The 24,413-nt window shown below is 67.5% G+C and carries 25 protein-coding genes; 15 read left to right on the top strand and 10 right to left on the bottom strand.

Features of this window, described 5'->3' with window-relative positions; genetic code table 11:
- Window positions 1-63: 63 nt before the first annotated feature.
- From ACWEO7_RS25350 to ACWEO7_RS25330, 5 genes are read right to left on the bottom strand one after another with little or no spacing between them, the layout of a single operon-like run.
- Window positions 64-336, bottom strand: coding sequence for a hypothetical protein (locus tag ACWEO7_RS25350; protein ID WP_452426675.1), 273 nt, complete (start codon window positions 334-336; stop codon window positions 64-66).
- The gene (locus ACWEO7_RS25345) at window positions 333-3,095 is read right to left on the bottom strand and encodes a phage minor head protein (RefSeq protein WP_452426673.1); all 2,763 of its coding nucleotides are present in this window, start codon (window positions 3,093-3,095) and stop codon (window positions 333-335) included. The genes ACWEO7_RS25350 and ACWEO7_RS25345 overlap by 4 nt, the downstream gene beginning before the upstream one ends.
- A complete protein-coding gene (locus tag ACWEO7_RS25340; protein WP_452426672.1) occupies window positions 3,082-3,429 on the bottom strand; it encodes a hypothetical protein in 348 nt (115 codons plus the stop codon). Before ACWEO7_RS25340 ends, ACWEO7_RS25345 begins: the two co-directional genes overlap by 14 nt.
- Window positions 3,426-5,054, bottom strand: a complete 1,629-nt coding sequence (locus tag ACWEO7_RS25335) for a hypothetical protein (RefSeq protein ID WP_452426670.1) — start codon at window positions 5,052-5,054, stop codon at window positions 3,426-3,428. Before ACWEO7_RS25335 ends, ACWEO7_RS25340 begins: the two co-directional genes overlap by 4 nt.
- Window positions 5,051-5,389, bottom strand: a complete 339-nt coding sequence (locus tag ACWEO7_RS25330) for a DUF1360 domain-containing protein (RefSeq protein WP_452426668.1) — start codon at window positions 5,387-5,389, stop codon at window positions 5,051-5,053. Before ACWEO7_RS25330 ends, ACWEO7_RS25335 begins: the two co-directional genes overlap by 4 nt.
- 58 nt (window positions 5,390-5,447) lie before the next feature.
- Here ACWEO7_RS25330 and ACWEO7_RS25325 point away from each other — a divergent pair, with 58 nt between their 5' ends.
- Both ACWEO7_RS25325 and ACWEO7_RS25320 read left to right on the top strand, forming a co-directional pair.
- Complete coding sequence (locus tag ACWEO7_RS25325) at window positions 5,448-5,726, top strand: hypothetical protein (protein WP_452426666.1); 279 nt, start codon at window positions 5,448-5,450, stop codon at window positions 5,724-5,726.
- 5 nt (window positions 5,727-5,731) lie between these two features.
- Complete coding sequence (locus ACWEO7_RS25320; protein WP_452426664.1) at window positions 5,732-6,208, top strand: HK97 gp10 family phage protein; 477 nt, start codon at window positions 5,732-5,734, stop codon at window positions 6,206-6,208.
- 200 nt (window positions 6,209-6,408) lie between these two features.
- On the opposite strand, the gene ACWEO7_RS25315 is transcribed toward ACWEO7_RS25320, so the two are convergent.
- Complete coding sequence (locus tag ACWEO7_RS25315; RefSeq protein ID WP_452426662.1) at window positions 6,409-6,669, bottom strand: hypothetical protein; 261 nt, start codon at window positions 6,667-6,669, stop codon at window positions 6,409-6,411.
- A gap of 67 nt (window positions 6,670-6,736) precedes the next feature.
- On the opposite strand from ACWEO7_RS25315, the gene ACWEO7_RS25310 reads away from it, so the two are divergent.
- The 4 genes from ACWEO7_RS25310 to ACWEO7_RS25295 all read left to right on the top strand — a co-directional run bounded on the left by ACWEO7_RS25310 (window position 6,737) and on the right by ACWEO7_RS25295 (window position 14,255).
- Window positions 6,737-7,330: a hypothetical protein gene (locus ACWEO7_RS25310; protein ID WP_452426660.1), complete on the top strand. Its 594-nt coding sequence runs from the start codon at window positions 6,737-6,739 to the stop codon at window positions 7,328-7,330.
- Window positions 7,331-7,403: 73 nt separating this feature from the next.
- Complete coding sequence (locus ACWEO7_RS25305) at window positions 7,404-11,651, top strand: phage tail protein (RefSeq protein ID WP_452426658.1); 4,248 nt, start codon at window positions 7,404-7,406, stop codon at window positions 11,649-11,651.
- Between the two features lie 39 nt (window positions 11,652-11,690).
- Entirely contained in the window at window positions 11,691-12,629 is a 939-nt protein-coding gene (locus ACWEO7_RS25300) for a hypothetical protein (protein ID WP_452426657.1), read from the top strand.
- A gap of 3 nt (window positions 12,630-12,632) precedes the next feature.
- Window positions 12,633-14,255 carry a Gp37-like protein gene (locus tag ACWEO7_RS25295; protein ID WP_452426655.1) on the top strand — a complete coding sequence of 541 codons (1,623 nt, stop codon included), beginning with the start codon at window positions 12,633-12,635 and terminating at the stop codon, window positions 14,253-14,255.
- Here the strand turns inward: ACWEO7_RS25295 and ACWEO7_RS25290 are convergent.
- On the bottom strand, window positions 14,218-14,832 hold the full coding sequence (locus ACWEO7_RS25290) for a hypothetical protein (protein ID WP_452426653.1): 615 nt from the start codon (window positions 14,830-14,832) through the stop codon (window positions 14,218-14,220). The genes ACWEO7_RS25295 and ACWEO7_RS25290 overlap by 38 nt on opposite strands.
- Before the next feature lie 82 nt (window positions 14,833-14,914).
- Between ACWEO7_RS25290 and ACWEO7_RS25285 the strand changes: the two genes are divergently transcribed.
- The 8 genes from ACWEO7_RS25285 (at window position 14,915) to ACWEO7_RS25250 (ending at window position 20,403) form a co-directional block, all read left to right on the top strand.
- Entirely contained in the window at window positions 14,915-15,400 is a 486-nt protein-coding gene (locus tag ACWEO7_RS25285; RefSeq protein WP_452426651.1) for a hypothetical protein, read from the top strand.
- Entirely contained in the window at window positions 15,397-17,199 is a 1,803-nt protein-coding gene (locus ACWEO7_RS25280) for a glycine-rich domain-containing protein (protein ID WP_452426649.1), read from the top strand. Before ACWEO7_RS25285 ends, ACWEO7_RS25280 begins: the two co-directional genes overlap by 4 nt.
- 11 nt (window positions 17,200-17,210) lie before the next feature.
- Window positions 17,211-17,573, top strand: a complete 363-nt coding sequence (locus tag ACWEO7_RS25275; RefSeq protein WP_452426647.1) for a hypothetical protein — start codon at window positions 17,211-17,213, stop codon at window positions 17,571-17,573.
- An 84-nt stretch (window positions 17,574-17,657) separates the two neighbouring features.
- Complete coding sequence (locus ACWEO7_RS25270; RefSeq protein ID WP_452426645.1) at window positions 17,658-18,947, top strand: peptidoglycan DD-metalloendopeptidase family protein; 1,290 nt, start codon at window positions 17,658-17,660, stop codon at window positions 18,945-18,947.
- Window positions 18,944-19,174: a hypothetical protein gene (locus ACWEO7_RS25265; RefSeq protein WP_452426643.1), complete on the top strand. Its 231-nt coding sequence runs from the start codon at window positions 18,944-18,946 to the stop codon at window positions 19,172-19,174. The genes ACWEO7_RS25270 and ACWEO7_RS25265 overlap by 4 nt, the downstream gene beginning before the upstream one ends.
- The gene (locus ACWEO7_RS25260) at window positions 19,174-19,614 is read left to right on the top strand and encodes a hypothetical protein (RefSeq protein WP_452426641.1); all 441 of its coding nucleotides are present in this window, start codon (window positions 19,174-19,176) and stop codon (window positions 19,612-19,614) included. The genes ACWEO7_RS25265 and ACWEO7_RS25260 overlap by 1 nt, the downstream gene beginning before the upstream one ends.
- On the top strand, window positions 19,601-20,044 hold the full coding sequence (locus ACWEO7_RS25255) for a hypothetical protein (protein WP_452426639.1): 444 nt from the start codon (window positions 19,601-19,603) through the stop codon (window positions 20,042-20,044). The genes ACWEO7_RS25260 and ACWEO7_RS25255 overlap by 14 nt, the downstream gene beginning before the upstream one ends.
- Window positions 20,041-20,403 carry a hypothetical protein gene (locus ACWEO7_RS25250; protein ID WP_452426637.1) on the top strand — a complete coding sequence of 121 codons (363 nt, stop codon included), beginning with the start codon at window positions 20,041-20,043 and terminating at the stop codon, window positions 20,401-20,403. Before ACWEO7_RS25255 ends, ACWEO7_RS25250 begins: the two co-directional genes overlap by 4 nt.
- A gap of 41 nt (window positions 20,404-20,444) precedes the next feature.
- On the opposite strand, the gene ACWEO7_RS25245 is transcribed toward ACWEO7_RS25250, so the two are convergent.
- A complete protein-coding gene (locus tag ACWEO7_RS25245) occupies window positions 20,445-21,110 on the bottom strand; it encodes a hypothetical protein (protein WP_452426635.1) in 666 nt (221 codons plus the stop codon).
- A gap of 126 nt (window positions 21,111-21,236) precedes the next feature.
- On the opposite strand from ACWEO7_RS25245, the gene ACWEO7_RS25240 reads away from it, so the two are divergent.
- Window positions 21,237-22,175, top strand: a complete 939-nt coding sequence (locus ACWEO7_RS25240; protein WP_452426633.1) for a recombinase zinc beta ribbon domain-containing protein — start codon at window positions 21,237-21,239, stop codon at window positions 22,173-22,175.
- Here the strand turns inward: ACWEO7_RS25240 and ACWEO7_RS25235 are convergent, their stop codons facing one another.
- Both ACWEO7_RS25235 and ACWEO7_RS25230 read right to left on the bottom strand, forming a co-directional pair.
- Entirely contained in the window at window positions 22,176-22,988 is an 813-nt protein-coding gene (locus tag ACWEO7_RS25235) for a hypothetical protein (RefSeq protein ID WP_452426631.1), read from the bottom strand. It abuts the gene before it with no gap.
- 81 nt (window positions 22,989-23,069) lie between these two features.
- Window positions 23,070-24,245 (bottom strand): tyrosine-type recombinase/integrase, encoded by a 1,176-nt coding sequence (locus ACWEO7_RS25230; RefSeq protein ID WP_452426629.1) that lies wholly within the window; start codon window positions 24,243-24,245, stop codon window positions 23,070-23,072.
- Window positions 24,246-24,413 lie beyond the last annotated feature (168 nt).

Raw genomic sequence — 24,413 nt, 5'->3', positions numbered from 1 at the left:
TCCACGGCGCCGAGTTCGATTTTCTCGGCTCCGAAATCGAACGTGATTAGTTGTCGCAGGAGCTCACCCCGCTGCCCCATTGGGAAGCGTCGGGATCTGCGGATACTCCGGGACCTGCCCGGCCGTGCTCGCGGCCGGGATCACGTACAGCGCGGCGGCCAGCAGCTCGGACTCGCCCGGCCCGTACCCGACCTGTGTAGGGCCGGTCGGGGTCAGCGGGAACGCGAACCCCGGCTCGGACAGGACCGCGGTGGTCTCACGGTCGGCGCGCCAATCCCGGCCGTTCCAGTTGAGCCACCGGCCGGCCTCCGTGCGGCTGTAGACGGTCCAGCTCATAAGAGCAGCATCGACGCGAGGATGAACCAGGTCAACTCGCTGCTGTCGTCGAACTTGAAGCGGCTGCGTCCGAAGACGTCTTGCAATCCGACTTGGAACACCTCATGCGCCACCTGCGCCGGGTTCCGACTGTCGTGGGCGTATGTCTTGCCTGCATACGGGTCTTTCCACTTGTCGGCCAACGCGAATTCGCCACTGCCCCGGTAGATCTCGGTGCGTTCCTCCAGACGCCCGCTCACCATCGCGCGGCGCCGCACGAACGCATATTCCAGATGCGTGAGTCCTGGTATGGCCTGCTCCATGCGGTGGCCGAGCTCGTGCATCATCACCTCTCGCTCGTAGGAGTTGAACGCACCGTCGTACTGCGGCAGGACTGGATTGTTCGCGGCGAGCAGGTCGCGGCCGTCACCACCTCCCTTCGCAGAGAAGTACGCGCGATCTACTCGGCCGAGCACCAGTTCACCGCGTGCGTCAGCGGCCTCGAGCCATTCGCGGGGAAAGATTCGCTCGGCGTCGCGCAGGTCATCGAGGACCGCAGCGTTGCCGGATCTGATGGGATTGTTCCCGCGACGGCGGTGAGAATCGCTCGGCACGGCCGTTGTGACGCGCTGCTCATGCCCGCTGAACTCGCGTACTTCCGCCAATGCGGCCCGTATGACTGCGGCCTCGGCGCGTGCGACCTCGCGGCGAGCATCGCGGCGGCCGTTGTAGATGGACGGGTCGAGGTCGGCGAGATCCCGTCGTGCTCGCTGCACTCCCTCGTCGAGTTCCAACGCACGCGCGATGTCCTCCCACAATGCAGCTCCGGCGCCAAGCACCGAATCGAGATGCGCTTCAAGCTCCGGTGGTGGGAGCAGGTTGCCGCGGTCGTCGGTGGCATACGCAGATTCCCACCGGGCGACCATCATCTGGTTCCAGATGTCCGGGTCGGGTGGGTTGTCGCGCCAGTCCTGAAGCAGTGTCTCATTGTTGGCTATCTGAATCGGCAGCCTCATGTATTCGTCGAGGGCTTCGCGGTCGGCGCGTGCTGCCTCCAGTTGCCTGGTCAAACGCTCGATGCTGCGTTCGGAGCGTGCACGCGACAGCTTGCCCTCGAGCTCTTCCGCCTGTCGGCGGCGGCGCTGGCCCTCGATCCACAGATCGTCTTCATCGCTGTCGCGGAACGCGGCGAACCGGCGGTCAGCGCGCAACTGTTCGAGCCGCGCGCGCAGCTGCGCAGTCTCCTGCTCTACCTGCCAGATCCGCCGCTCACCGTAGGTTTCTTCCGGCCGGATGAGTTCCGCTTGGGTCAGGGCATTCCAGCCGTCGCGGTCATCGGGCAGGGACTCGCGCACGCGGTCCAACAAGTCCCGGGTGCTGGCGCTGATGACCGGCTCGGCCTCGGCCTCGGGCTCGTCGTCGAGGTCGTCCTCGTCGTCGGCGGCGTCGGGGTCTTCGTCGGTGGCGGAATCGTCCTCGTCGACAAGGTCTTCGTCGTCGTCCTGGTCCTCGCCGTCGATTCCGTCCTCGTCGTCATCGGGTTCATCGTCGTCGGGTTCGTCCTCGTCGTCGAGTTCGTCGTCAGTGTTCTCGTCCTCGGTCGGCTCCTCATCGGGTTCTGGTTCCGGTTCCGGATCGTCGTCTGTTTCCGGATCACTGTCCGGAAGTGGGTCGGGTGGTTCTGGTGGGGTTTCGTCTTCGAGGACTTCGCCGCGCTGCTCGGCCTCCCACCGCGCCAGCGCCGCAGCAGCGTCGTCGGGATCATCGGGGCCCATCCGGGCCGCGCCGGGCGCGACACCGCGGCCACCCCACATGCCCTGCAACGCGTCCTGCACCTCGGTCTCGGTGAGGATGAGCATGGTGCAGCGGCAGTTGATGACCTCGTGCGCGGGCCCGCCGGCCTCGCCCGGGTGCTGGAGTTCGGCCAGGCCGACCCGGAACGGTTCGGCGAGCTTGACCATCTGGCCGTCGGCGACGACGTGTGTGCCGCGCGTGCGTTCATCGGTGGTCGCCAGCCAGCGTTTGAACCGGGCCTGTCCGCCCGCCTGCTCGACCGCCTGCGCCGCGGCCAGCGTGCCGCCCTCGATGGCGCCGTGGATCTCGGTCCGCGCGATCCGCCGCGCGAGCCACTGCCACTGGCCTAGCGATGCGTCGTGCTGCTCCCACAGGGCGCGGCGGCGGGCGCGCAGTGCACGCCTGTCCGACGGCGTGGTGGTGGGGTCGTCGATCTGTCGGTCGACTGCGGAGATCTCCGCGCGCAGCCGCCGCGACGGTGCGTCGATGTCGAGGATGCGGCCGATGCGTTCCTCGATCTGCTCGTAATCCATGCCCTCGGACAGCATTTCCAGCAGCTCGGGCCGCAACTCTTCGAATGCGCCTTCCGGCCAGATCCGCAGCCGGTCGTGCACCTGCTCGAGATAGGCGAGCTGGAACGGCAACGGGGAGATGTCCGCGCGGCGCTCGGCGTCGAGGAACGCCTCGCCGAACGCTTCCGAGAGGGCGGGGTCGACGTGTCGGGCGACGGCTCGCGCCCATACCTCGGTTGCCGCTTGAGCGGCTTCGATGTCGGGCGGCGAGTTACCGGCTGCCGCTGTCACCGAGGGCGGGGCGAGCAGGTCGACGGCTGCTGCGGGCAGAGGCTTGTGCAGGACCAGGGCGCGGGCGGTGTCGAGCCAGATAGTCATCGCCGCGACCACGCCTCGGAATGCGGCGGCTTCGCCGCGGCGCAGCCGGTTCTCGGCGTGGAGCCGGTGCGCGAGCAGCGGATCAGTCCGGCTCACAGGCCACCGCCAGCACGCGCCGCAGATCCTCGCTGGTGTGCGCGCGGCGGGTCACGATCAGTTGCCGCACATACCAGTCGACCGCGGTGATGATCCGATCGCGGCCGGGCAGCACGATCCGCAGGTGATCCCACGCTCCGGGCAGCAGGCGGTCACAATCCTCGGGCCGCCGCGCGAGGCACATGGCGGTGTGCTGTTCGTGCGGCGGCATCGAGAGCAGTTCGCGGTTTTGCCGACTGGAGTTGCGGCCACGCTTGCCCGCGACCTCCAGTGCGCGCAGTACCGCCATTTCGCACACCGAGGTCAGGCAGTCCAGATCAGCGGGCGCGGTCACTGTGCGGGCTCCTGCTCGGGCTGCTCGGCCGGGTCCGGCTGCTCGGGCAGGTCCCGCGATCCGCCGCTGTCGTCGGGCGCGGGCGGCGCGCTGGTGGGGGCTTTGCCGTCGGTGGTGGCGTCGGTGATGGTGGCGGTCTGCCGCAGCACCGAGGCGTCGACCTCTATACCGAGCAGCGGCAGCAACAGCGGCGCCAGCGACGGCGCACCGATCAGCAGCTTCGTCAGCAGGATCTCTTTCTTCTGATCTGCTGTCGGCAGGTCCGCTTTGCCGAATCCGTTCTCGCGCAGCATCGCGGCCCCGGCGAGCTCGCCGCGGTCGTAGAGTTCCCGCGAGTCAGCCGAGCGGTCCGGGCGCAGCCGCAGCGCGGACGCGTCGAACCACACGAGGTACCGCTGCCAGTCCGGGACACCGGCCGCCTTCAACAGCCGGTGCAGCCATCCCGTGGTGAGCGCGTGCATGATCACCACCGCGACCGGCGCGACGGCCAGCTTGACGTCTTCCTCGCTGATCGCCCACGCGCTCCAGTGGTTCGATCCCGAGCCGAGGCCGAGCAGCACCTCCGGCGGGGAATCCATCCCGAGCGCGATCCGCCGGATCGCCTCCGACCGGAGTTCCTGCGCCTTCGGGTCCAGCGGCTCGGCGAACTTGATGTGCTTGATCTTGTCGACCAGATCGCCCGGCACCTTGGACACCAGCGGCACCAGCGCCGCGGCCGACGCCCGGTCCTTGATCGGGGTGAGCATCATCTCCATGAGATCGGCCACGAACGGATCGAGATCGTCCTCGTCGTCACCGTTGGCGCGGTCGGGGGAGCCTTGCCCGCGGAGGGTCTCGATCTCCTGCGGGACGAGCAGGATGCCCGCGCCGGCCAAACGGGAATCGATCTGCGCGCTCACGTGCTCGGTGAGGCCGCGCAGCTCGCGGGCGACGGGCAGGATCGCGCGCGCCCCGCAGTCGGCCCATGCACGTTGCCGCGGGTGCGGAATCCACGCGCGCACAACATGTTCGGTCGGGTCGAGGCGGCGAGTGTCCAGGCCGTCGTTGTACTGCCAGCTCTTGCCCGCCGGGGTGAGTTCCTGCACCGAGCACGGCTCCCACGAGTACAGGTCGTTGTCGCTGTCGGCGATGATCGGCAGGGTTTCGCCGTTGAAGCTGATGTGCTGCGCCGCGCGGAACAGCCTTTGCGCCGTGGCGGACGGGTCGGAGAACATGCGTTCGCCGAGCTCGCCGGGAAGGCCTTCGGTCACCTCGGTCGGTTCGTCACCGAGGGATTCGACCTTCGCGATCATCGGCCGCATCAGGCTCACGCTGCGCGCGATGCGGTCACCTGAGAATCGGACCTCGCCGATTTGGTCGCGCAGGTCCCAGATCTCGTCTTGCCATTTCTGTTTCGTGGGCTTGGCGGCGGTGCGCGCAACCGAGGGACCGGCCACCACTTGCGCTGCCGCTGTGACCACGCGCGGTGGTCGAAGCGGGTCCTTGCGGGTGGCCTGGTCGATCGCGTACTGGCCGAACACCGCACCCGGCGGAATGCTGATATGCCGCCCGTCGGTGTTGTCCGTGATCCCCAGCTGTGCGGCGATGAGCGCGGCCGTCGACTCCGGCCGCCGCGATCGCCTCACTGCTTGGCCTCGATCGGGTCGGGCTGCTGCTGCACCGGTCCGCCGAGCCATTCGGCCGCAGTCCCCACCAGCCACGATATCGACAGCACCCACGCGGGCAGTAGGAACCATTTGTCCCAGCCGTGATAGTGCGCGACCTCCGACAGCGTGACCACGATGGCGCCGAGCCACATGCTCAGGCACCACGGGCAGCCCATCAGATAGCCGAGGTCGCTGTCGTGGCCTGTTCGTTTGATCACGAACACGCGCAGATGGCGCGCAATGTAGTCATCAGTGATCAGCCGCGTGAGGCGAGCGGTCGCGCCGAGCGCGAGCAGAAACACCGGGAACGTCACGACTCGCACCCTTCTGAGCAGGTAAGCATGGATACAGTCTGACTGTATCCTCTGGTTCATGGAGTACGTGACAGCGCGAGCGACGCAAACCTTCGGTGATTGGAAGGCTGGCGAAGTGCGCACAATCGATCGCACGCCGTTCGTTGACGCGCTGATCCGCGACGAACGCCTGATCGTCGTCGAGACCGAGCCCGACGCCGTCGACGCCGCCAAGGCCGCCGTCGAGCAGGCCGAGGACAACCTCGCGAAGGCCCGCGCCGACACTCGCGCCGCCGAAGAAGAGATGCGCGCCCCACTGCCCGGCGGACGTCGCCGCCCGCCGGGCGGGAACGGTTAGACGCGATGGCGAGTGCGGGCGAGATCCATCACGAGCGCATCGCCGCGGCGATGGCGACTGCCGCCGGGCAGTGGGCCGATCGGATCGGCCGCCAGATCGTCAACCGCGCTAAGGAACAGTGCCCGGTCGACGAGGGCCGGTTGCGCAGCAGCATCACCCACTTGGTCACGGTGAATCCCGGCGGCGGCGTGACTGTGCGCGTCGGATCACCGCTGGTATACGCCCGCTACCGGCACGAGGGCACCGGTCTCTACGGCCCGCACCACGCTCGGATCGTGCCGACCACGAAGCAGGCGCTCAAGTTCCGTGCGCCGCGGATCGTCGGCCCGTTCCTGCCGGGGGCCCGCCAGCTGCCGAGGAACCGACGGCAGTTCGTGTTCGCCAGAAGCGTGCGCGGCAGCGTCGGCTACCCGTTCCTCACTCTGGCGCTCGAAGAAGTGTTCGGCGCCAACAACATCACCCGCAACCCCACCACCAGTTAGGAACCCGTATGCCGCCGCGTGCACGCCGTACGTCAGCCGCCAAGAAGACGACCGCCCCGCTGCCCACCGAGGGCGTCGAGGAAGCATTGACCGTCCTCGAGACGCCCGAGCAGGTGATCCCGCCGGTCATCGAAGACGGTGGTGCACCAATCCCGGCGGATCTGCAATTCACCACCGACGCCAGCGATGACGACGCACCTTCAGAGATCGCGGACGAGGACATGCTCGAGTTCTCCGTCGACGGTCACCTCCTCATCGCGATCAAGCCGACGCCGGAGCAGTGGGGCGTCATGATGGCGCTCATCGCCAGCAGTTCGACCATGGCCGAACGCTGGCAGGCGATGCAGACCTTCGCATCCCACGTGCTCGACGAGCCGTCGTACACCTACGTGCAAGGCCGCCTGCTCGACCGCAACGACAAGTTCGGTTACACGACCTACGACAAGGTGCTGCGTCATCATCGACAAGTTCTCACCCGACATGAACCGCGCGGAACGGCGCGCGCAGGCCCGCGTCCTGCACCGCTAAGTGTCCGCGGCGTGGAAGGGTGCGGCCGGGGCGTGGAAGCTCGACGAGCGGATCGTGCACCTGGCCGACCCACTGCCATCCACCCGGAACCTCGTCGTCATGGTGGTGTCGGAGTATGCGTTTCGGCTCGTGGTCGGCACCTGCCGCGACCGCGCCGACATCGGGTGGCTGATCACCGAGACCGTCAAGGGCGAGATCATCACCGCGCGGGTGCTCGACGAGATCGCCGACGCGTTGGCCGTACAGATCTTCGGGCAACCGCGGTGGGTGGTGCAACGGCTGTGGCGCGAGGCGATGAGCATGTGGCGGGAAGTCGATGCGGAGCTCGGCGTCCGTGGTGTCGACGTGCTCGCCTTGCCGCCGGACCGTGCGACCAACACCGTCTATGGGGTACTGCACCGGCGCCGCTCGCACGACGAGCGGCGGCTGACCGAGTGGCTGCGTGAGCTGGAAGCCGAGCCGATGCGGGTGCGGGGCACCGCCAGCGGTGACGCGGCTGCGGCTGCGGACTTCATGGCGCTGATGGGCATGGTCGGCGCTGGGCGGCCGACGCCGGCGGTGTCAGGTGTCGACTCCGAACTCACGATCACCTAGACCGATACGCTTACCGATGTAGTGCTGCTGGCCTCGGGCCGGGCAATTGGATTGCCCGAGCCGGAGGCGCAGCGTGACCGAGCCATTCGCGACCGCGCACGTTGCTGCCGAGCTCGACTGGAACAACCTCGACGAGGATCTGAAGCTCAGGGTCACCGCCGCGGCGGAAGAGGCCCGCAAGACTCTTCAGGAAAAGCTCGACAAATGGTCGCTCAACGCGACGGTCAAGCTCAAGCCCTCGATCGGCGACTTCCGCAAGCAGGCCCGCGAGAAGCTGGCTGGCGTCACGCTCGTCAAGGATGTCGAGCTCCGCACTACTGCAACCGAGCTCAACCGGTGGACGAATGATCTCCGCGAGCGGCTGAAGAAAAAGCAGTTCGGGGTCAACGTCACGCCCCGGCTGGACATGACCGAGCTGAATGCCCGGCTCGCGAATCTGCCCGAGGCCACGGCCCGAGTCAATCTGACGGTCACGGCGGCCGAGCGCAACCGGTTCACGCGGTGGCTGCGCGAGTGGCTGGCGTCCGCTGATTTCCAGGCGCCGATCCACGCAGACCTCCGGAATGCGGCGCAGTTCCGGGCACTGCTGGAACAGCTCACCCATGACCGCACTGTCGATGTCCACGTACGGCAGCGCGGCGGACTGAACATCGGCAGTGGCGCGGGGCGTGGCGGAATCGGCGCGCTGAATCTCGGCAGCCTTTCCAGGGGCACGCTGATCGCGTCCGGTGTGGCGGCGGCGATCGCGGGAATCGGTGGCGCGGCCGGTGCCGCGCTCGGCGCGGTCGGCGCGCTCGGCGTCGGCCTGACGTCGCTGGGCCCCGCTGCGCTGGCCGGTGCCGCGACCGCCGCGGTGAGCCTGCACGGCATCAAGGACGCGTTCAAAGCGCTCGAGGACGTCGACGACTCGTCGAAGAAGGACGCGAAGGAAAAGGCGAAGGCGATCTCGGACGCCACCGACAAGGTGGCCGCCTCCGAGAAAGCTGTCCGCGACGCAAAGAAGGACAGCAAGCAGGCCGAGCAGGACCTCACCAATGCCCGCAAGGACGCCCAGAAAGCGGCGCGAGATCTCAATCTCGAAGTGCGGGGCGGCGTCCTGTCGGAGAAGGAAGCGCAGCTCGACCTCGCCGACGCCCGCAAGGAACTCGCCAACCTCAAGCCCGGCGACAGCCACGAACGCGCCGTGCTGCGCGTGGCGCAGGCCGAGCAGCGGCTACTCGAAACCCGCTACCGCAACAGCGATCTCGCGGAGAAGAAGGCGGAGTCGGATGCCAAGGGCATCGAGGGCTCGGACCTGGTCACTGCCGCGCAGGACCGCCTCACCAAGGCGAACGAGCGGGTCGAGGAGGCGGAGAAGAAGCACACGGAGGCGGTCAAGGAACTCGGCGACGCGCAATCGACGCTGTCGGAGTCCCAGGAGAAGGCGGCGCGCGCGCTCGAGAAGCTGAGCCCGAACGCCCGCGCCTTCGTCCTGGCGATGCGCGACCTCAAGCCGATGACCAAGGACCTGCGCGAGTCCGTGCAGGACGCGGCATTCGCCGACCTCGACAAGCGGTTCACCGCGCTCGCCCGCGCGACCATGCCCGCGGTCAAGGACGGCATGACCGAAGTCGCGACAAGCATGAACGGCGCGGCCAAGCAGTTCGCCGCGTTCTGGTCCTCGGCGGGCGCGCAGCAAGGCATACGAGATGCATTCTCCGGCACGGCATCTCTGATCACAGCGATGCAGCCCGGCCTCGCTGCGGCGAGCCAAGGATTCATCAGCTTCGCTGGCGCGGCCAAGCCCGCGATGGACAGCATCGGAGCCTCGATCGGCGGGCTGGTCGGAAGCATCGGCAACGCCTTCACCCAAGTCGCGAACTCCGGCGCGCTGACGCAGCTGTTCGAGACGTTCTCGAAGATCATCGACGGACTCGGCGCCGGTCTCGGTGACATCGTCGTCGGGCTTGTCGATTTCGGTAACCAGGTGGGCCCCACGCTGGGCCCGCTGTTCGCAGCACTCGGTCAGTCCCTCGCTGAACTCGCGCCGTCGATGGGCGCGCTCGGCGCCGAGTTCGTCCGGGTGATTACCGATCTGCTGCCGATCCTGACCCCGTTCATCGCGACGCTCGCCGACGGGCTGCGCCCGCTGCTGCCCGTGCTCGGCGAGCTGTTCGGGTCGCTGCTTCAGGCGGTGCAACCGCTGATCGGGCCGCTCTCGCGGATCGCCCAAACCGTCGGAAACGCGCTGGTAGAAGCGATTCAAGCCCTCGCTCCAAGCCTCGGCCCGATCGGTGAAGCCTTCGCCTCTCTGGTCAGCGCGGTCGCGCCGATCCTGCCCGTGCTCGCCGAGGTCGCCTCCGGCATCCTTCAGGCCCTCGCCCCGGCCCTGACCACGATCTTCAACGCGCTCGGCCCCGTGATCCAGCAATGGGCCGACCTGATGATCCCCGTCTTCCGGCAGCTACAGCCGATCCTCGCCGACGTCGCGCAGCAGATCGGCACCGCCATCGCGGACGCGCTGAACCAGATCGCCCCGTACCTGCCGGACATCGCGCGCAGCTTCACCGGCCTGGTGATGGCGCTACTGCCGCTGCTGCCGCAACTGGTGCAGCTCGGCGTCGATCTGCTGCCGCCGCTGATCCGGCTGTTCATCGCGATCCTGCCGCAGGTCCTGAAGCTCATCGATGCCTTCACGTGGCTCGCGAACAACGTGCTGGTCCCGATCCTGATCCCCGCGATCAAGGGACTCGCGCAGTACCTCGGCGACCAGCTCGACGCCGCGGCCAAGGCCGTCACGACGGCCCGCGACTTCATTGGTGGCGCGCTCAGTCGGATGGGTGATTTCTTCCGCGATCTCGGCACGACGGTCGATACCGTCTGGTCCGGGATCGTCAGGGGCATCGCCATCGGGGTCAAGTCCATCGGCCAGATCCTGCAGAAGGTTTCGATCCCGGACTGGGTTCCCGGCATCGGCGGCAAGAGTGCCAAGGGCCTCGGCGACAGCCTCATCGACTGGGCCAAGGCGCATGGCGCCGCGACCGGTGGTCGCGCTATCGGCCGGGCGATCGCCCGTTACGGCGGGGGCGGGCGGCTGATCTCCGGGCCGGGGACCGGCACGAGCGATTCCATTCCGGCGCTGCTGGACGGGATGATGCCGCTGCGGGTCGCCAATGGCGAATTCATCTCCACCGCAGACGCATACAAGCGCGGCGCGCCGCTGTTGTGGGCGCTGAACCGCGGGTGGACACCGTCGCCGGAGTTCCTGCGGATGATGACCGGCCCGGGGTTCGCCGAGGGCGGTCTCGTCTCCGCGAAGGAACTGGTCAACTTCGCGCGCGGTGTCGAGGGTGCCGACTACGACTGGGGCGGCGTGCACTGGGGCGACTGCTCCGGCGCGGTGAGTGCGCTGGCGAACAAGGCCACCGGCCGCCCCCCGTTCGGCAGCAGGTTCGCGACCGGGAACATGGGCGCCGCGCTCGATGCGATGGGTGCGCTGCCCGGCCTCGGCCCGGCGGGCTCCCTGAATTTCGGGTGGTTTGTCGGTGGCCCGTACGGCGGGCACACCGCGGCGACGTTGCCGGATGGCACCAAGTTCGAGATGGGTGGCAAGCGGGGCAACGGCCAGTTCGGCGGGCAGGCCGCGGGCGCCGATGACCCGTCGTTCGACAAGCACCGCCACTTCCCGCCGGAGTTCTTCCTCGGCGGCGACCCGGGCACGACCGGCGGTGTGTCCGGCGGCCGGTCAGCGAAGCTCGGCGGCCCCCGTGTCAGCTCGAGCAGCGGCACCTCCGGCGGGCGGTCCAGCAAGCTCGGCGGCAGCAGCAGCGGGACGAGCAGCAGCTCCAGCAGCGCGGGCACCAACGGCGACAGCGGCACGAGCAGCGACGGTGTAACCGATGTGCGGGTGACGAACTGGCCGTCGGACTTCGGTGCGGCGACCACCGCGGCGGCGCAGAACGCGGTCAACCAGTCGCCGACTCTGTCGGGCACCCCGACGCCGGCGCCGCTGGGTATCGACCCGCTCACCGGCGCGCCCGCGCCAACCGGCATCGACGCCGCGAACCAGTGGGCCGCGCAGCAGGACTTCGCTGGTCAGTTCCAGGCGTGGGGGATCAGCGCTCTCAAGTCGATCATCGGCGAAGCCGCGGACCCGTTCGGGCTGAAGTCCTTGACGGACATGGGGATTGATCGGGCGGTCACCGCTGTGCAGGCGCAGACGGTGAAGGTCGCCGACACGATGAACTTCTTCGGCTATGACGCGTCGAAGATCGCCGACGAGACCGGCCGGATGCTGCGGGATCGCATGACCCCGGTCGCCGAAACCTACAGGGGCGGGTGATCTTTCGTGCCTATCTGTCTGACGAATCCAGCCCGGATCATGCAACTGATTCTGCGTGACATGGTGCCGGGATCGCCGACCTTCGGCCAAGACCTGATCGTGCTGGACCTGCTCGGCCCGCACGGTGGGGAGCAGGGAATCCACCTGCTCGAGGGCAGCTGGGATGACCTGTGGCACGCGCCGATCACCCAGGTCCGCGAGGCGTGGGCCTACCAGGAAGGCAGCACGCTCGACGACGTCCCGCGCGTCGACGAACGGATCTGCAAGATCCGGCTCGGCACCGTCGGGCGCACGACGCAGCTGTGGGAACAGATCGACGATCTGCTGTGGCGGGTGCTGGGCCCGCGCTGGGACTGCTACCTGCGCGCCTACTCCACCATCAGCGAACCGCGGGAACTGCGGATGCGGTGGGAGCGGGCACCGCGCCCGCTCACCACCCGCGACCCAGGCACCACGAAGGCGCTGGCCTGGGAGGTCTCGACGCTGTCCACCGACCCGTATTGGTACGCGCAGGAGATCGCGTACTCGATCAAACGGTCGGACATGGTCGAGATCAACCCGACCACCGGCGAACCGGAAGCGGACACCGGCGTGTGGGAGGGCACGATCCCGATGCTCAACCCGGCCGACGTCGAGTGCTGGCCGCAGTACTCCAGCTCGCAGCTGGAGGCCGACACCGTGGTGTGGCTGCCGGACGGGCTGTCCGGCCGCACGGTGAAGGTGCCGCAGGTCGGCGTGCTCGAACCCGGGCAGGAATTCCTCGTACGCACCTACCCCCTCGACGAGACGCTGCTCGTGCGCGACGACACCCAGAAGTGGGCCGACATGAACGGCGTCGCATTCGAGTCCGCCATACCAGCAGGCACCGGCTCGCCGGTCCAAGTGCCGATCCGAATCCAGGGCGGCACGCCCGGCACCGAGATAAAGGCGTTCTATCCGCAGCGGTTCACGCGGTTCATGGGTGGGGAGGCGGTGTAACCGATGCCGCCATTGATGAGCGCCGACGAGGTACGCAGCGAGCTACTGCAATCCTCGATCCAACGCGTCTCCGAAATGCGACGCCCGCCGAGGATCACGCTGTGGGATAAGAACTGGCAGAACCCCGTACCGCTATTCGGTGTCGTCGCCGCGAGTTTCGAGGAACGTCTCAACGAGACCGGCGAAGGGCAGCTCACCCTCCAGGCCACCAACAAACTCTACAAGCTGCTCATCGAAGACCTGGAGCTTTATGAAGACCTGCACATTACCGCCGACATGTCCGGTAAGCGCTGGTCAGGGAAATGCGCTGGCATCACCGAGAGCGAGAAAGTCGGGCAGGTCGGGCGTATCGAACTCAAGTTCTTGCACGAGTTCGAGCACGTCAAAAAGATAGTTTGCTTTGCAAATCCTCTGCTCCCGGCCGAACTTCAGACGCCGAAGCTGTACGCATTCGCGGGGCCAAGCGTTTTCGGTGCGAAGACCCTGCTGTTCCTGAATTTACTTCGCCGCTTCGCGCCGTTGTGGGCGCTGCCCGAGGATTTGTTCAACCCCGAAAACTGGGCGGCGAATCTGAATCCGGCGAACTGGCCGATCGTCATCATGCCGGGCAACTTCTTGTCCGACACGTCGATGTGGTCAGTAATCGCCACGCGGTTCGGCAACGCGCACGACGTGCTCGCGCCCACGCTGGCCGATGCCGGCCTGCAACTGGTGGTGCGCCGCTGGCTGCCCGGCGACGCACAGCCCGCGCCGGATCACTTCATCCTCACCGAGCCGACACTCGTGCTGGACGTGGTCGACAAATCCGGGTACCGGGGGCTGACCGGCACCGCGGTCGATGGCCTGGTGCATTACATCACCGCGGTCGCCGACGACCTGATCAATGAGATCGCCACCGTGGCCGGTGTTCCGGACGCGCCCGAGTACGCGGTGTCCGGGTGGATGGGTACCGCGCCGCAGCGGCCGTGGGTGGCGTGGCGAAATGCGCGCCGCACCGGCGTCAGTGGAATTGGAGAATGGCAGGCCACTGTTCATAAGGCGCTCGCCGCGGCGATCGTGACCGGTGGGCACTCGCCCGACTGGGTGAACACCGGGCTCAAGCTATTGGCGAACGCGATTCTCGGCTATATCGGCGCGATCTTCGGCAACCCTGGATTGACCCTAGGGATTTTCGATAGCCAGCTCGAAGACGTCGTGCTCGCCTTCCATCGCGTCGGTAATCCGATCCGGTTCGCGCAGATGGGCATTCGCGGCCCGGCGTATGGCGAGTACTGGGAATCGACCGGCGGCACCGGCGCGAGTCTCAGTGCATTGCAGGCGATCCGGACCGGATTCGACCGGACGAAGGCGTACCGGTCCTACAAGGTTTCGGTCGTCAACGGGTCGCCGTACTGGGTCGGCAGGCACTTCGATGTGGGCGACCGCGTCGCCGCCGAAGTCGGCCGCAACGGACGCTGGTATGTCGACCACGTGTACGCGCTGAAGTACGTAATCGGCCGCGACACCCCCGCGCACTGGGAGATCTCGATCGGTGACGATCGTGCCGAGGATCAGCCCGGCGCGATGCTGGCCCGCCAGGTCGCACAGGTCAAAAGCATCGTGCAAGCCATCGGCGTTTCGAGCTGACTACTGCTGCTTCTGCTTTCCCGAGTAGTGTCAGCTCGTTTTGTGCCGCTCGGGTCAGGTGATCGCGGGCGTACTGGATACGAAGAAATCCGGTTGCAAAGTCTTCGCGCGCTCTTTCCCATTCCTCAGCAGCCGGTGCCGGGGCTCGGGAACCATGACGACCTATGGTCAGCGTCGCCAACTTCCCAGCTGCCCGGACGAACTCAACATTGTTGATGGACTCTAGGAGATCGACGGAAGCCACGCCGACCGCGGTTGCACCGAGCATGTGGAGCGCGGCGGCATTGGCACCAATCTTGCGCGTGTAGCCCGCGATGGTCGTTCTGGCATCCATGACTTGTTCTTCGGTCCACGGGTCCACGGCGTGTACGAGTTTGGAGTAGTCGCCTTCGGCGTGGAGTGCACTCTCGACAACCTCGGAGGACAGCCTCAACAGCATCTCCCGCCTCCACTTCAAGTGCTCGCGCTCGTCTGAAGCGGAAATGGCGGCCCGGTTCGTGTGGTTGTTTGTGCGGATGCCATGCAGCGTTACCAGGGCGATGAGGCATGCGCTGATCAAAGGAAGCCACGATGTCACTCTGACAGCATCGCACTCTGTGAGATACGAGCAATTGCTATACATGGAGATAGAAGCTCTGTTTCCGGTGTAAGGAGGCGTGATGGGAAGGTCTCAGCGGCGGTCGCGGCGGTCCTGGTCCGAGCGGGCCGACGCACTCGACGGCATCCGCCGCGACAAGGCGACCGGGATCGTGCTCGCGCGCGAGCACCGGCACCCGCTCGCGGACTGGTTCCGGTCCGTGCCGATGGGCACCGGCCTGCCCGGGATGCAGATGCCGCCCGAGGCCGAGCACCTGCTCGCAATCCACACATTCGACAACCTCCAGCTGCCCGCGCCGAAGCATCCGCTCTACAAACCGCGCATCGACAAGGAGGCGCGCCGCGACGCAGGGATCGAGGCCGTGATCTGGGTACCGGCCGGGGCGCCGGAGGACGACACGACCGAAGCCCTCGCCGAACCGGCCGAGGTCGACGACATCTCCCATTACAACCCCGCGCAGCTGGCGGCGATGAAGGCGCAGATCCGTCAGATCGAGATCACAAGGAAGCTGGCCGAGCAGTCCGACACCGGTGGCACGACGACGTGACGTCGCCCGACTTTCCCGGCAAGCCGATACCGCCGAAGACGTGGACACCGTCGACCGTTTTCAATCTGCAGAACGTCGACCCCGAACAGTGGGCGATCGACGACAACGCCGAGACCTACGACATGGCGGAGGCCGCGCGGCAGGCGTTCTTCACCGTGATCTATTCGGCGGTCGAGCAGATCCCGATCATCGGCGGACTGATCGGCGACGTCATCGAGATCATCACCGGTGTCGAAGATGGCGACCTCGACGACCTCGGCACGTGGGTGTCGAACCTCGGGAACTTCGTCGACAGCTTCATCGCCGCGGCGCTGCACGCCCTCGCGGAACTGCTCGACATGGTGCCGCTGGTCGGCGACACCCTCGCCGAGATCATCGAGGGGATCGCGGACGGGATCAACGGCACCAACGAGACCGCGACAACAGCGCAGGAACAGGCCGCCGCCGCCGCGAGCAAGGTCAATTTCACCGAGATCTACAACTTCGAGACCGAGGCGATCCGGGCCAAGTACCCGGCGACCGCTGGATTCTCGTATGTGAACGACTCGACCATCGCGGCGTCGGGGAGTTGGGTGCTGCGGCTGGACCCCGACGCAGGCTATGCGGCGTACGCGAATCAGCCGCTGAGCCAGAAGGTGGACGTCGCGGCCGGTGAGGCGCTGTACATCGAGTGGAAGCAGCGACGGTTCGGCAGCCCGAATTTCCGGGCCGCGGTGTTCATGTACTTCTACAACGCGGCCGACGCGTTCCTGACCTACGCGAACACGTCGGCCGTTCCAGCGCTGGATGTGCCCGTGAACGAGTGGGTGACCTACGCCGCGCAGATCACCCCGCCGACCGGCGCGGTGAAGGCAGAGGTGCGGGCCATCCTCTACGAGGGCGCGGGGCTGACTCCGGCTGCGGGCGGCTGGTACTTCGACGACGTCGTGGCTGGCCGGATGATCGCGCAATCCGGTGTGAAGGGCCTTGAGCAGGACCTCGCGACAACGCGTGGTATCGCGCAGGCCGCCGACGCCGCGGTAGCCGGGCAAGAGGCCGTGGTCAGCAACCACGAGAACCGGATCACCTATCTCGAATCCGGCAATCAGATCGCCGAATTCGCCGTCAACGGGACGTGGACCAAACCGGCGGGCATGTCCTACCACAAGCCGATCCTCATTGGCGGCGCTGGCGGCGGCTGCGGCGGTTGCACGGCCGCCGCCGCACCGCGCGGGTACGGCGGCGGCCCGGGGGGATGGGCCGAGCAGGTATTCACGAACGCATCGCTCCCGGCGAGCGTGCCGGTCACGGTCGGCGTGGGCGGCGCAGGCGGCGACCGGCGCTCGGGCAACACGCCGGACTACGGCGACCCCGGCACGGCCACCACGTTCGGGTCGTTCCTGACCGCAGGCGGTGGCGGTGGCGGCAGCAACAACGCGCCTTCGACCGCCGGAACCGGAACCCGCACCGACTTCCAGCCCTTCGGCGGGCGCGGCGCTGGTACGTCCGGCAGCGGCGATGCAGGCGCGAACGGATATCTGTCCGAGGGCGGTGCGGGCGGAACCGGCAACGGTGGCCGCGGTGGGAACGGGGTGTCGCCCCCGCCCGGACAGCGCGGCATCGGATCGGGCGGCGGCGGTGGCGCCGCCAACAGCGGCGCGGGTGGAGACTGCCGCGGTGGGGATGGCGGATATCCCGGCGGCGGCGCTGGCGCTGGCGGCGGCGCGTTCCCGTGGTTCGGCACCGAGCAGGGCGGCCAGGGCGGCAGCGGCGGCAACGGCAAGGCATGGGTGGTTTCCTCGCCCGGCTTCCTCTCATAACAAGGAGTGAAATGGCTACGGCTGTCATGGTTTTGGACAAGGTCCCCGGTTATCCGGGTCTGGCTCGGGTTTATCAGCTGGATCCGCCGCTGGTCTACGACGGCCGGGAGCGGGAGTACGCGCTCGTGTGGGTGCCGCAACCGGCCCCGCATATGGATGTGACGGTGAGCGTGATCATGTCGTCGCGAACCGGTGTGCCGATCGAAGGCAGTATGCGAGCGCGCCCCGGGACGTTCGTGGCGCACGGTAACCCGCACGCCGACCCCGCGCACGTCGAAGGCTGCTTCGCGTGGGCGCTCGCGGGAGCCGGTCAAGCGGTGGCGCTGGGGGCGGGCTCGGGTGAGGGATACGTGATCGTGCAACGCGCGGCATGACCCCGACGTAACCCCGGGGGGATATCCTCGCGGTAGTGCTGCTGGCCTCGGGCCGGGCGAATCCCCCGCCGTCAGGAGCACCGTATGCCGACCCGGTATCTGCCGCTGGCCGTCGGCACCTACAAGATTTCCTCGCCGTACGGGCCCCGCGACAACGGCTTCCACTACGGCATCGACTTCGCCGCCAAGCTGGGCACCCCCTTCTACGCGCCGCTCGACGGCGTCGTGGTCGAGGGCGCCGAGCGCACCGGCGTGCAAGGGTTCGGCCGCTGGGTGTGGTTGGACTGCCAGCGCGCGGCCGGCGTCGACATCATCATCGGCCACGGCGACCCCGCGGTGCGCGGCGGCGACCAGGTCCGCGCCGGGCAGCTCATCGGCTACGTCAACACGCACGGTCAGAGCAGCGGCCCGCACGCCCATGTCGAGCTATGGACACCGCCCGGCCGGATCGGCGGGCGCGCAGTCGACCCGGGCCCGTGGTTCGCCGACGCCCTCGACCCCGGCACTCAGACCGGAAGGACCCGCATAGACAGCCCTGTCACCCGCACCGATCTGTCGCCGAACTGCCACAGCGGCGGACGCAACGTCTCCTGGATCGCGATCCACACACAGGAAGGTCGCGGCGACATCGTCTCGTATCTGAAGGACCCCGCACCCGGCGGCAACCCCGATGCGGCCGTGTCCTACAACGCGGTCGTCGACGACCACGAGACCGTCCTCGTGGTGCCGTGGGACATGAATCCGTGGAGCGCGACCAACGCCAATTCGCGCGCCGATCACATCCTCATGGCCGGGACCTTCGCCGGATGGTCGCGCGGCAAATGGCTGGAGACCGACACCGCCGACGGGATCGACGAGAACTTGATGCTCACCCGCACGGCGGCACTCGTGGCCTGGCGGTGTCAGGAGCGCGGCATCCCGATCGAGTACGTCGGCGGCACCGGCAGCAGCGCCCCGCCGCAGCGGCCCGGCGTGTGCGGGCACGTCGACTTTGGGCAGTGGGGCGGCGGACACACCGACCCCGGCCGAGGGTTCCCGTGGGACGAGTTAATCAGGCGCGCACGCGCTTTCGCGGAAGGAGACGAGATGTCCGCAATCCATTTCACCAACTTCGAGGGCAAGGACGTCGACGCAGCGACCGCGCTGAAGTGGATCGACCAACGCTGCTGGCAGAACGAGCGCATGTTGATGGCGGTGCTCGACCAGCTGCTCGGCAAGGGCGCGGGGCAGAAGATCCGCGACCAGGCGGGAACCGAGTTCGAGGCGTGGCCGCAGAACGGCGGCCGATCGTTCAACGACCTCGCCGCGGCCATCGCCGCCGCGGTCGGTGTCTCCGGCACACGAGACACCCAAGCGGACAGGAGCAAGTCATGAGCATCACGAAAGCCCCCGAGCCAGCACTCATCCGATCGGCGGGGATGGTGATCACCGCGATCGTGGCGTACGTCCTGGGCAGGGATGTTTCGACCCAATGGGTCGAGATGGCAACGACCGTCTACGCGCTCATCGTCGCGCCGATGGTCGCCGCCTACCTGACCCGCCGCGTGGTGTCCCCGACACCGGAGTACATCGGCAAGCACCGACCGGAGGCGATCGAGTGATGGCCGCTATTACGCGAGTGCAGCGCCCGGACATGAATCCGAATGTCGCGCTCACCTTCACCCGCTTCGTCGCGATCGTTCTGCTGCTGTTCGCCGCGGTCTACGGCGTGATCACGATCGTCGGCGGCGCGGGCCGCTGGTCCTCACCGGCCTACGAGGTGGCGTTGCAGGTGCCGGGAGCACCGGAGTCGTGGGGTGCGGCGTTGCTCGGTTGCTCGGTGATGGGGCTGCTCGGATTCGCGACGCGCATCCTGCCGGTCGTCGCGGTCGGATTCGGCGGATGTGCGGCCTGGTCCACTGCGTTCGCCTTCAGCATCGGTGTGGTCGCGGCCCGCAACGACGGTGTGGGCTGGGGCGGTGTGGCGACGTGGGGATCCATCGCGTTGCTGTACGGCGCGTGCACCGCGGCAGGGGCGGGCCGTTTTCATGCCCCTGCGTGAGGCGGCACGGCTCGTCGACGAGGACAGCATCCGCACATATCAGGTAACGATGTACGCGTTCATCCTGATCGCGGGTGTGTGGGCGTTGTGCGCCGGCGAGATCCCGAACGCGGTCTCCCAGATCCTCGGGCGGCCTGCACACGTCGGCTGGGTGGGATTGCTGATCGCGGCCCCACTGGCGACGTTCGCGGGGATCGCGATCGAGCGCCGCAAGGTGCTTGGCCTGTGGCTACAACTGGCCGGAAACGGTGGGATAGCGTTCGCGCTGGCAACGTACGTGCTGGCGTTGGGCAGAACGGTGTACGCGGGCCGTGCGTCGTTCGCGGTGTGGGTGGTGACGGGGCTGGTGGCGTGCGCGTGCCGCCTCATCTGGCGTGATTGGCGCCGGATCAGGCTGGTCGCGAGGGCGGTGAGGAGCATGGACAGATGACGGATCTACCCGCCATCGGCAACCTTCTGGTCGGAGGTGGGGTCTCGACTGTCCTGGTGGCTTTGATCATGGGGTTGTTCGCGCGGTCGACGCGCCGCGGTGACTATGCGCACCGAATCATCGAGGCGTCCGGCAACTTCACCGACCGCGCCGATAGACGCAACGCCACGCTGGAGGCGCGGCTCGCCGAGCATGAGACCGCGATGGACCGGCTTAAAGAACGGCTGTGGAAGTTCGCGGATCTGATGCGGATGGCGATCCCGGTGCTGGAAGCCGCTGGGCATCACGCGCTTGCGCGGCGGATGCAGGCGGCGATCGATTCAGGGATGCCGCCACCGGATGACCCGTCGGCGGTCTGAGCCAGGCGCACCGACGGGTGGTTACAAGGTTCGGTGCCCGGCTAGCTGAACTCGGGCATCAGCTGCAAGACAGCCTGCGCAAGTTCATGCCCGGCCGCGCCGCCTGCGGCTGTGGTCAATGTTCCGATCAGCGACAGCAAGCCTGTTCTGATTCGTGTCTGGTTGTTCTCCGGGTCGCTGGCTGCGTCGTTGAGATCGTCGGCCTGCCGACGTATCTCGTCGGCGTTGTCTCCGCCGTCGTCGGCGTAGGCGTACAAGGACTGGATCAGCGACTTCAATTCGTCGACCGGCGTGCCGACTGTGTTCGACTGGCTGAAATCGCGGCTGTTGACCGCCACGGGACCATGACCGTGGTGGGTAATGATGGTTTTGTAGACGTTCGTCACGCCGGTGGTGTTCGCTTCCCGTGCTGGGCCAGGCCGCACGGATCTGCCTGACGCCGCCATTTCCTCGCCCTTGGGTGTGATGCTAGGTCGGGCAACGCCGGACCCGTATCCCACGGTGCCAGTGATGTACCCCGTAGATTCCAGATATCGGGTGGCTTGATCCCAGTCATCGGCTGTAATCGGATCGCTCGCCCAGTCGACAGCCTCACCGACTCGGGCCAAGTCATAGCGCGGCATACGGTTACCGGCGATCGTCTCTCGATACAGCCAAAGCAAGATCGCATCTCTGACGTTCCATGCCCGATCTTCAGCAGTGGTCATTCACATCTCCGGTTGTAGTGGGTTGTTAGCACCCCGACCGGACCAACGTAGTGACGTCGACCGACACCGCAAAGCCGCGCGCTACAGTCACACGTAGGTGACAGTCGACGGAGATGTGGGGTAACAGTGTCGCGTGCGTATGGGTGGCAATCCAACGGCAAGACCATCGAACCGGCCGAGGCCGAAGAGATCCGCCGGTGGGCCACTTACCTACTCGCCGACACCGATCCTCGCCCGTCACGCCGCGGGCTGGCCGCTGATCTGAAAGCCCGTGGAATCGTCACCGTGTCCGGGGCTGAGTGGCATCCAACCGTCATCCGCCGGGCCCTCGTCGCGCCGCGCATGGTCGGGTGCCGCTTCGACGAGAACGGCGCCCTCGTCGCCACAGACGTCGAACCGATCCTCGACAAGGACACATGGACCGCCCTGCGTGACCGGCTGCTCGACCCCGACCTGCAAAAGTTCGCGCCCACCCGCACCAACGTCTATCTCCTGTCCGAAGGGCTCGCGCGCTGCGACCTGTGCACCCACCACCTGACCTACAACACCGCAGGCGGCCGGACCCCGTACTACGGATGCAGCCTGGCCGGTGGCGGCTGCGGCAAGGTCACGATCAGCGCGCCGCTGCTGGAAGCCGACATCACCGAGCGCGTGCTCGCGCGGCTCACCGATCCGAAGTATCGGCGCAAGCTCGGCAAGGCGATGGCCGCGACCGGCACCGTCGCCGACGCCGAGGCGGTGCTCGCCGACCTGCGCGAGCGCTACGCCGTGCTCGGCCGCGACTACGCCGATCGGCTCATCGAACGGGACACCATGCTCGCCGGGACCGAGCGGGTCCGCGCGAACATCGCCAAGGCGGAGCGGCTGATCCTCCAGTTGCAGGCGCTCGACGACATGCCGGGCCCGTCGGTGGACGAGATCCTGGCGTGGTGGGAAGCGGCCCCGGCCGACCGGCAGCATCGCATCGTGGCCGCGCTGCTCGATCACGTCGTGGTCCGCTCCAGCGAAGGCCGCAGCGTTATCGGCGCCGACCGGCTCGATCTGCACTGGCACGAGTTCAAGTAGTCACCGCGGCGCGAGTGCCCCGCCGGGCAGGCACTCCGGGGCGTACCCCTTCGATCCGTCCTCGTAGATGCCGGTGCCCGGCTGGTAGTTCTCGTCGGCGCACGCGACGACCCGGCCGCCAGTTCCGTTCGGCCTGCCTTGCGAGTCGCGGCCGGTCGGCGGCGCGGCCGGTGTCGGCCGGGCCGCGCTCATCGAGGCCGGCGCCGCGGTGGTCGACGGTGGTGGGGCGGCGGCGAGTTGGTCGGGCAGGTCGATGGTCACCGTTGCCGGGCTGACCTTCAAGAACTTGATGTCGGTGGGGCTCGACGACTGGTCCGACACGATCGGCGAATACACAAGCGCCGCGGGCGGGCTGGCGACGTCGAACGCTATCCAGCCCGTCACCTTGCCGCCGACCGGCGCGGTCACCGCTTCGGGGTAGTCGGCGTCGCACCCGTAGATCGAGGCAGGCTTCACCTCGTGCGTCACGCCCTCGGCATCGTTGTACGTCACCGCGTATACGTCGGGCACAGGCAGCTTCTCGCCGGGCGCATTTTCGATCTCGATACGGATGGCCAGGGTGTAGTCGGTGCCTGGATCCACGAGGCAGGTGGCCGGTAGTTCGCGGGCGTCGGTGAACCGGATGCGGCCGACGCGCGTGCCGCTGTCGGTGCGGGTGATCTCTATGGCCTGGCCTAGCTGGCGCGCCGACGGCTGGGCCGCGGTGGCGGGAGTCGGCACCGTCGCCGGTGTGCTGCTGGTGTCGATGGTCGAGCACGCGGACAGCGCCGCGACGGAGGCGGCGAGCAGAGCAGTGAGGGCACGCCTGGTCATGAGTCCCCCTGACTGGTCACGGACTAGGGCGCCGCCACGCTAACACCGCGTGGCGACGCCCCGGGGCGGATCAGTGGAGAGCTACGCGGCGACGGCCAGCGGCGGCGGTGTCTTCGTCCTCGACTTCGGCAGGCGCGCGCCGATCGCTGCGGCGGCGCGCTTCCCGGCGTCGCGGCTCACATGCCCGTATCGATCCTTGGTGGTCTGGATGGATTCGTGCCCAAGGTGCTCTTGGACGTCGCCGATCGGAATGCCGGCGTCGAGCATCCAGCTCGCGCAGGTGTGCCGCAGGTCGTGAATGCGTGGCGTCTTGCCGTTCAGCGGATTGCCGTCCTCGGCCGCCAGCGCGGCGAGCGTCGGCCGCCACACCTGCTTGTAGAAAGTCGTGACGTGGATCGGTCCGCCGTGGCCGTTGACGAACAGCCAGTCCTCACGGTCGCGTCCCGCGAGCGGCAGTTCGGCGACGAGGTCGGGATCGAGGTCGATGGTGCGGACCGACTTCTTGGTCTTCGGCTTGCCGAGTTCGCGCTCGCCGCCGGTGTACTTCCACGCCCGCACGATCCGCACGGTGCACTTGCGGCGGTCGACGTCCCGCACCTTCAGCGCGGTCACCTCGCCCCAGCGCGCGCCGGTCGCGACGAGGAACTTGACGAGCAGCTGCCAGCGCTTCGGCAGCGCCTCGTACAGTGCCTCGAATTCGTCGATCTCGAGGAACGTCATCTCGGCGCGGTCGACGCGCGGCAGCTGCGTATCGGCGCACGGGTTCGTCGGGATCGTGCCCGCTTTCCGCAGGGCCTCCATCAGCGCGTAGAGAAAGCCGTGCTTGTTCGCGATTGTCTTCGCGCTGTTCGGTTTCCGCTTTTTGGAGGGATCGCCCTTTTCGAGCCAGTTGACCCACTGGCGGATCCGCTTGTCGGGGATCATGTCGACCGCTGTGCCCGCGCCGAAGAACGGTTCGATGTCGTTGCGCATGTAGGCGCGGTACCGCTTGCGGGTGCCGAGTGAGACGCCCGACAAATTGTCGATGTGGTCGGCCCCGGCCTGCTTGATGGTGACGATAGGGGTGGCCTCGACCTGCTCGGCGATCTTGAGTAATTCGAGGGCGCGCTCGGCGCCGAGCTCGTCGAGGGACTTGCGCCAGCGCAGGGCGGCGGCGTGGTCGTCGAAGCTCATCGACTGTTGCTTGCCTGCGTGGCGAAACATGACCTGTGTGTAGTCGGTGCCGTCGCGGCGGGTGCGGACTCGAATGCTGGACATGCGGGGGATTCCTTCGGGTGTCGGGACAGTGCCGTGCCGACTTCCTGGACTGACATCCCCTCAGATGTCTTCATGTTGACCGCTGGTGTTGACCGGGACTGGTCAGGGACGGTTGAAACCGTCCCTGACCAGGTGTTTCCCTGGCGGAGGATAGGGGATTTGAACCCC

Source organism: Nocardia sp. NPDC004260, from assembly GCF_053603155.1.
The sequence above is the reverse complement of the archived record's forward strand: the minus strand, read 5'-3'. Positions and strand labels throughout refer to the sequence as shown.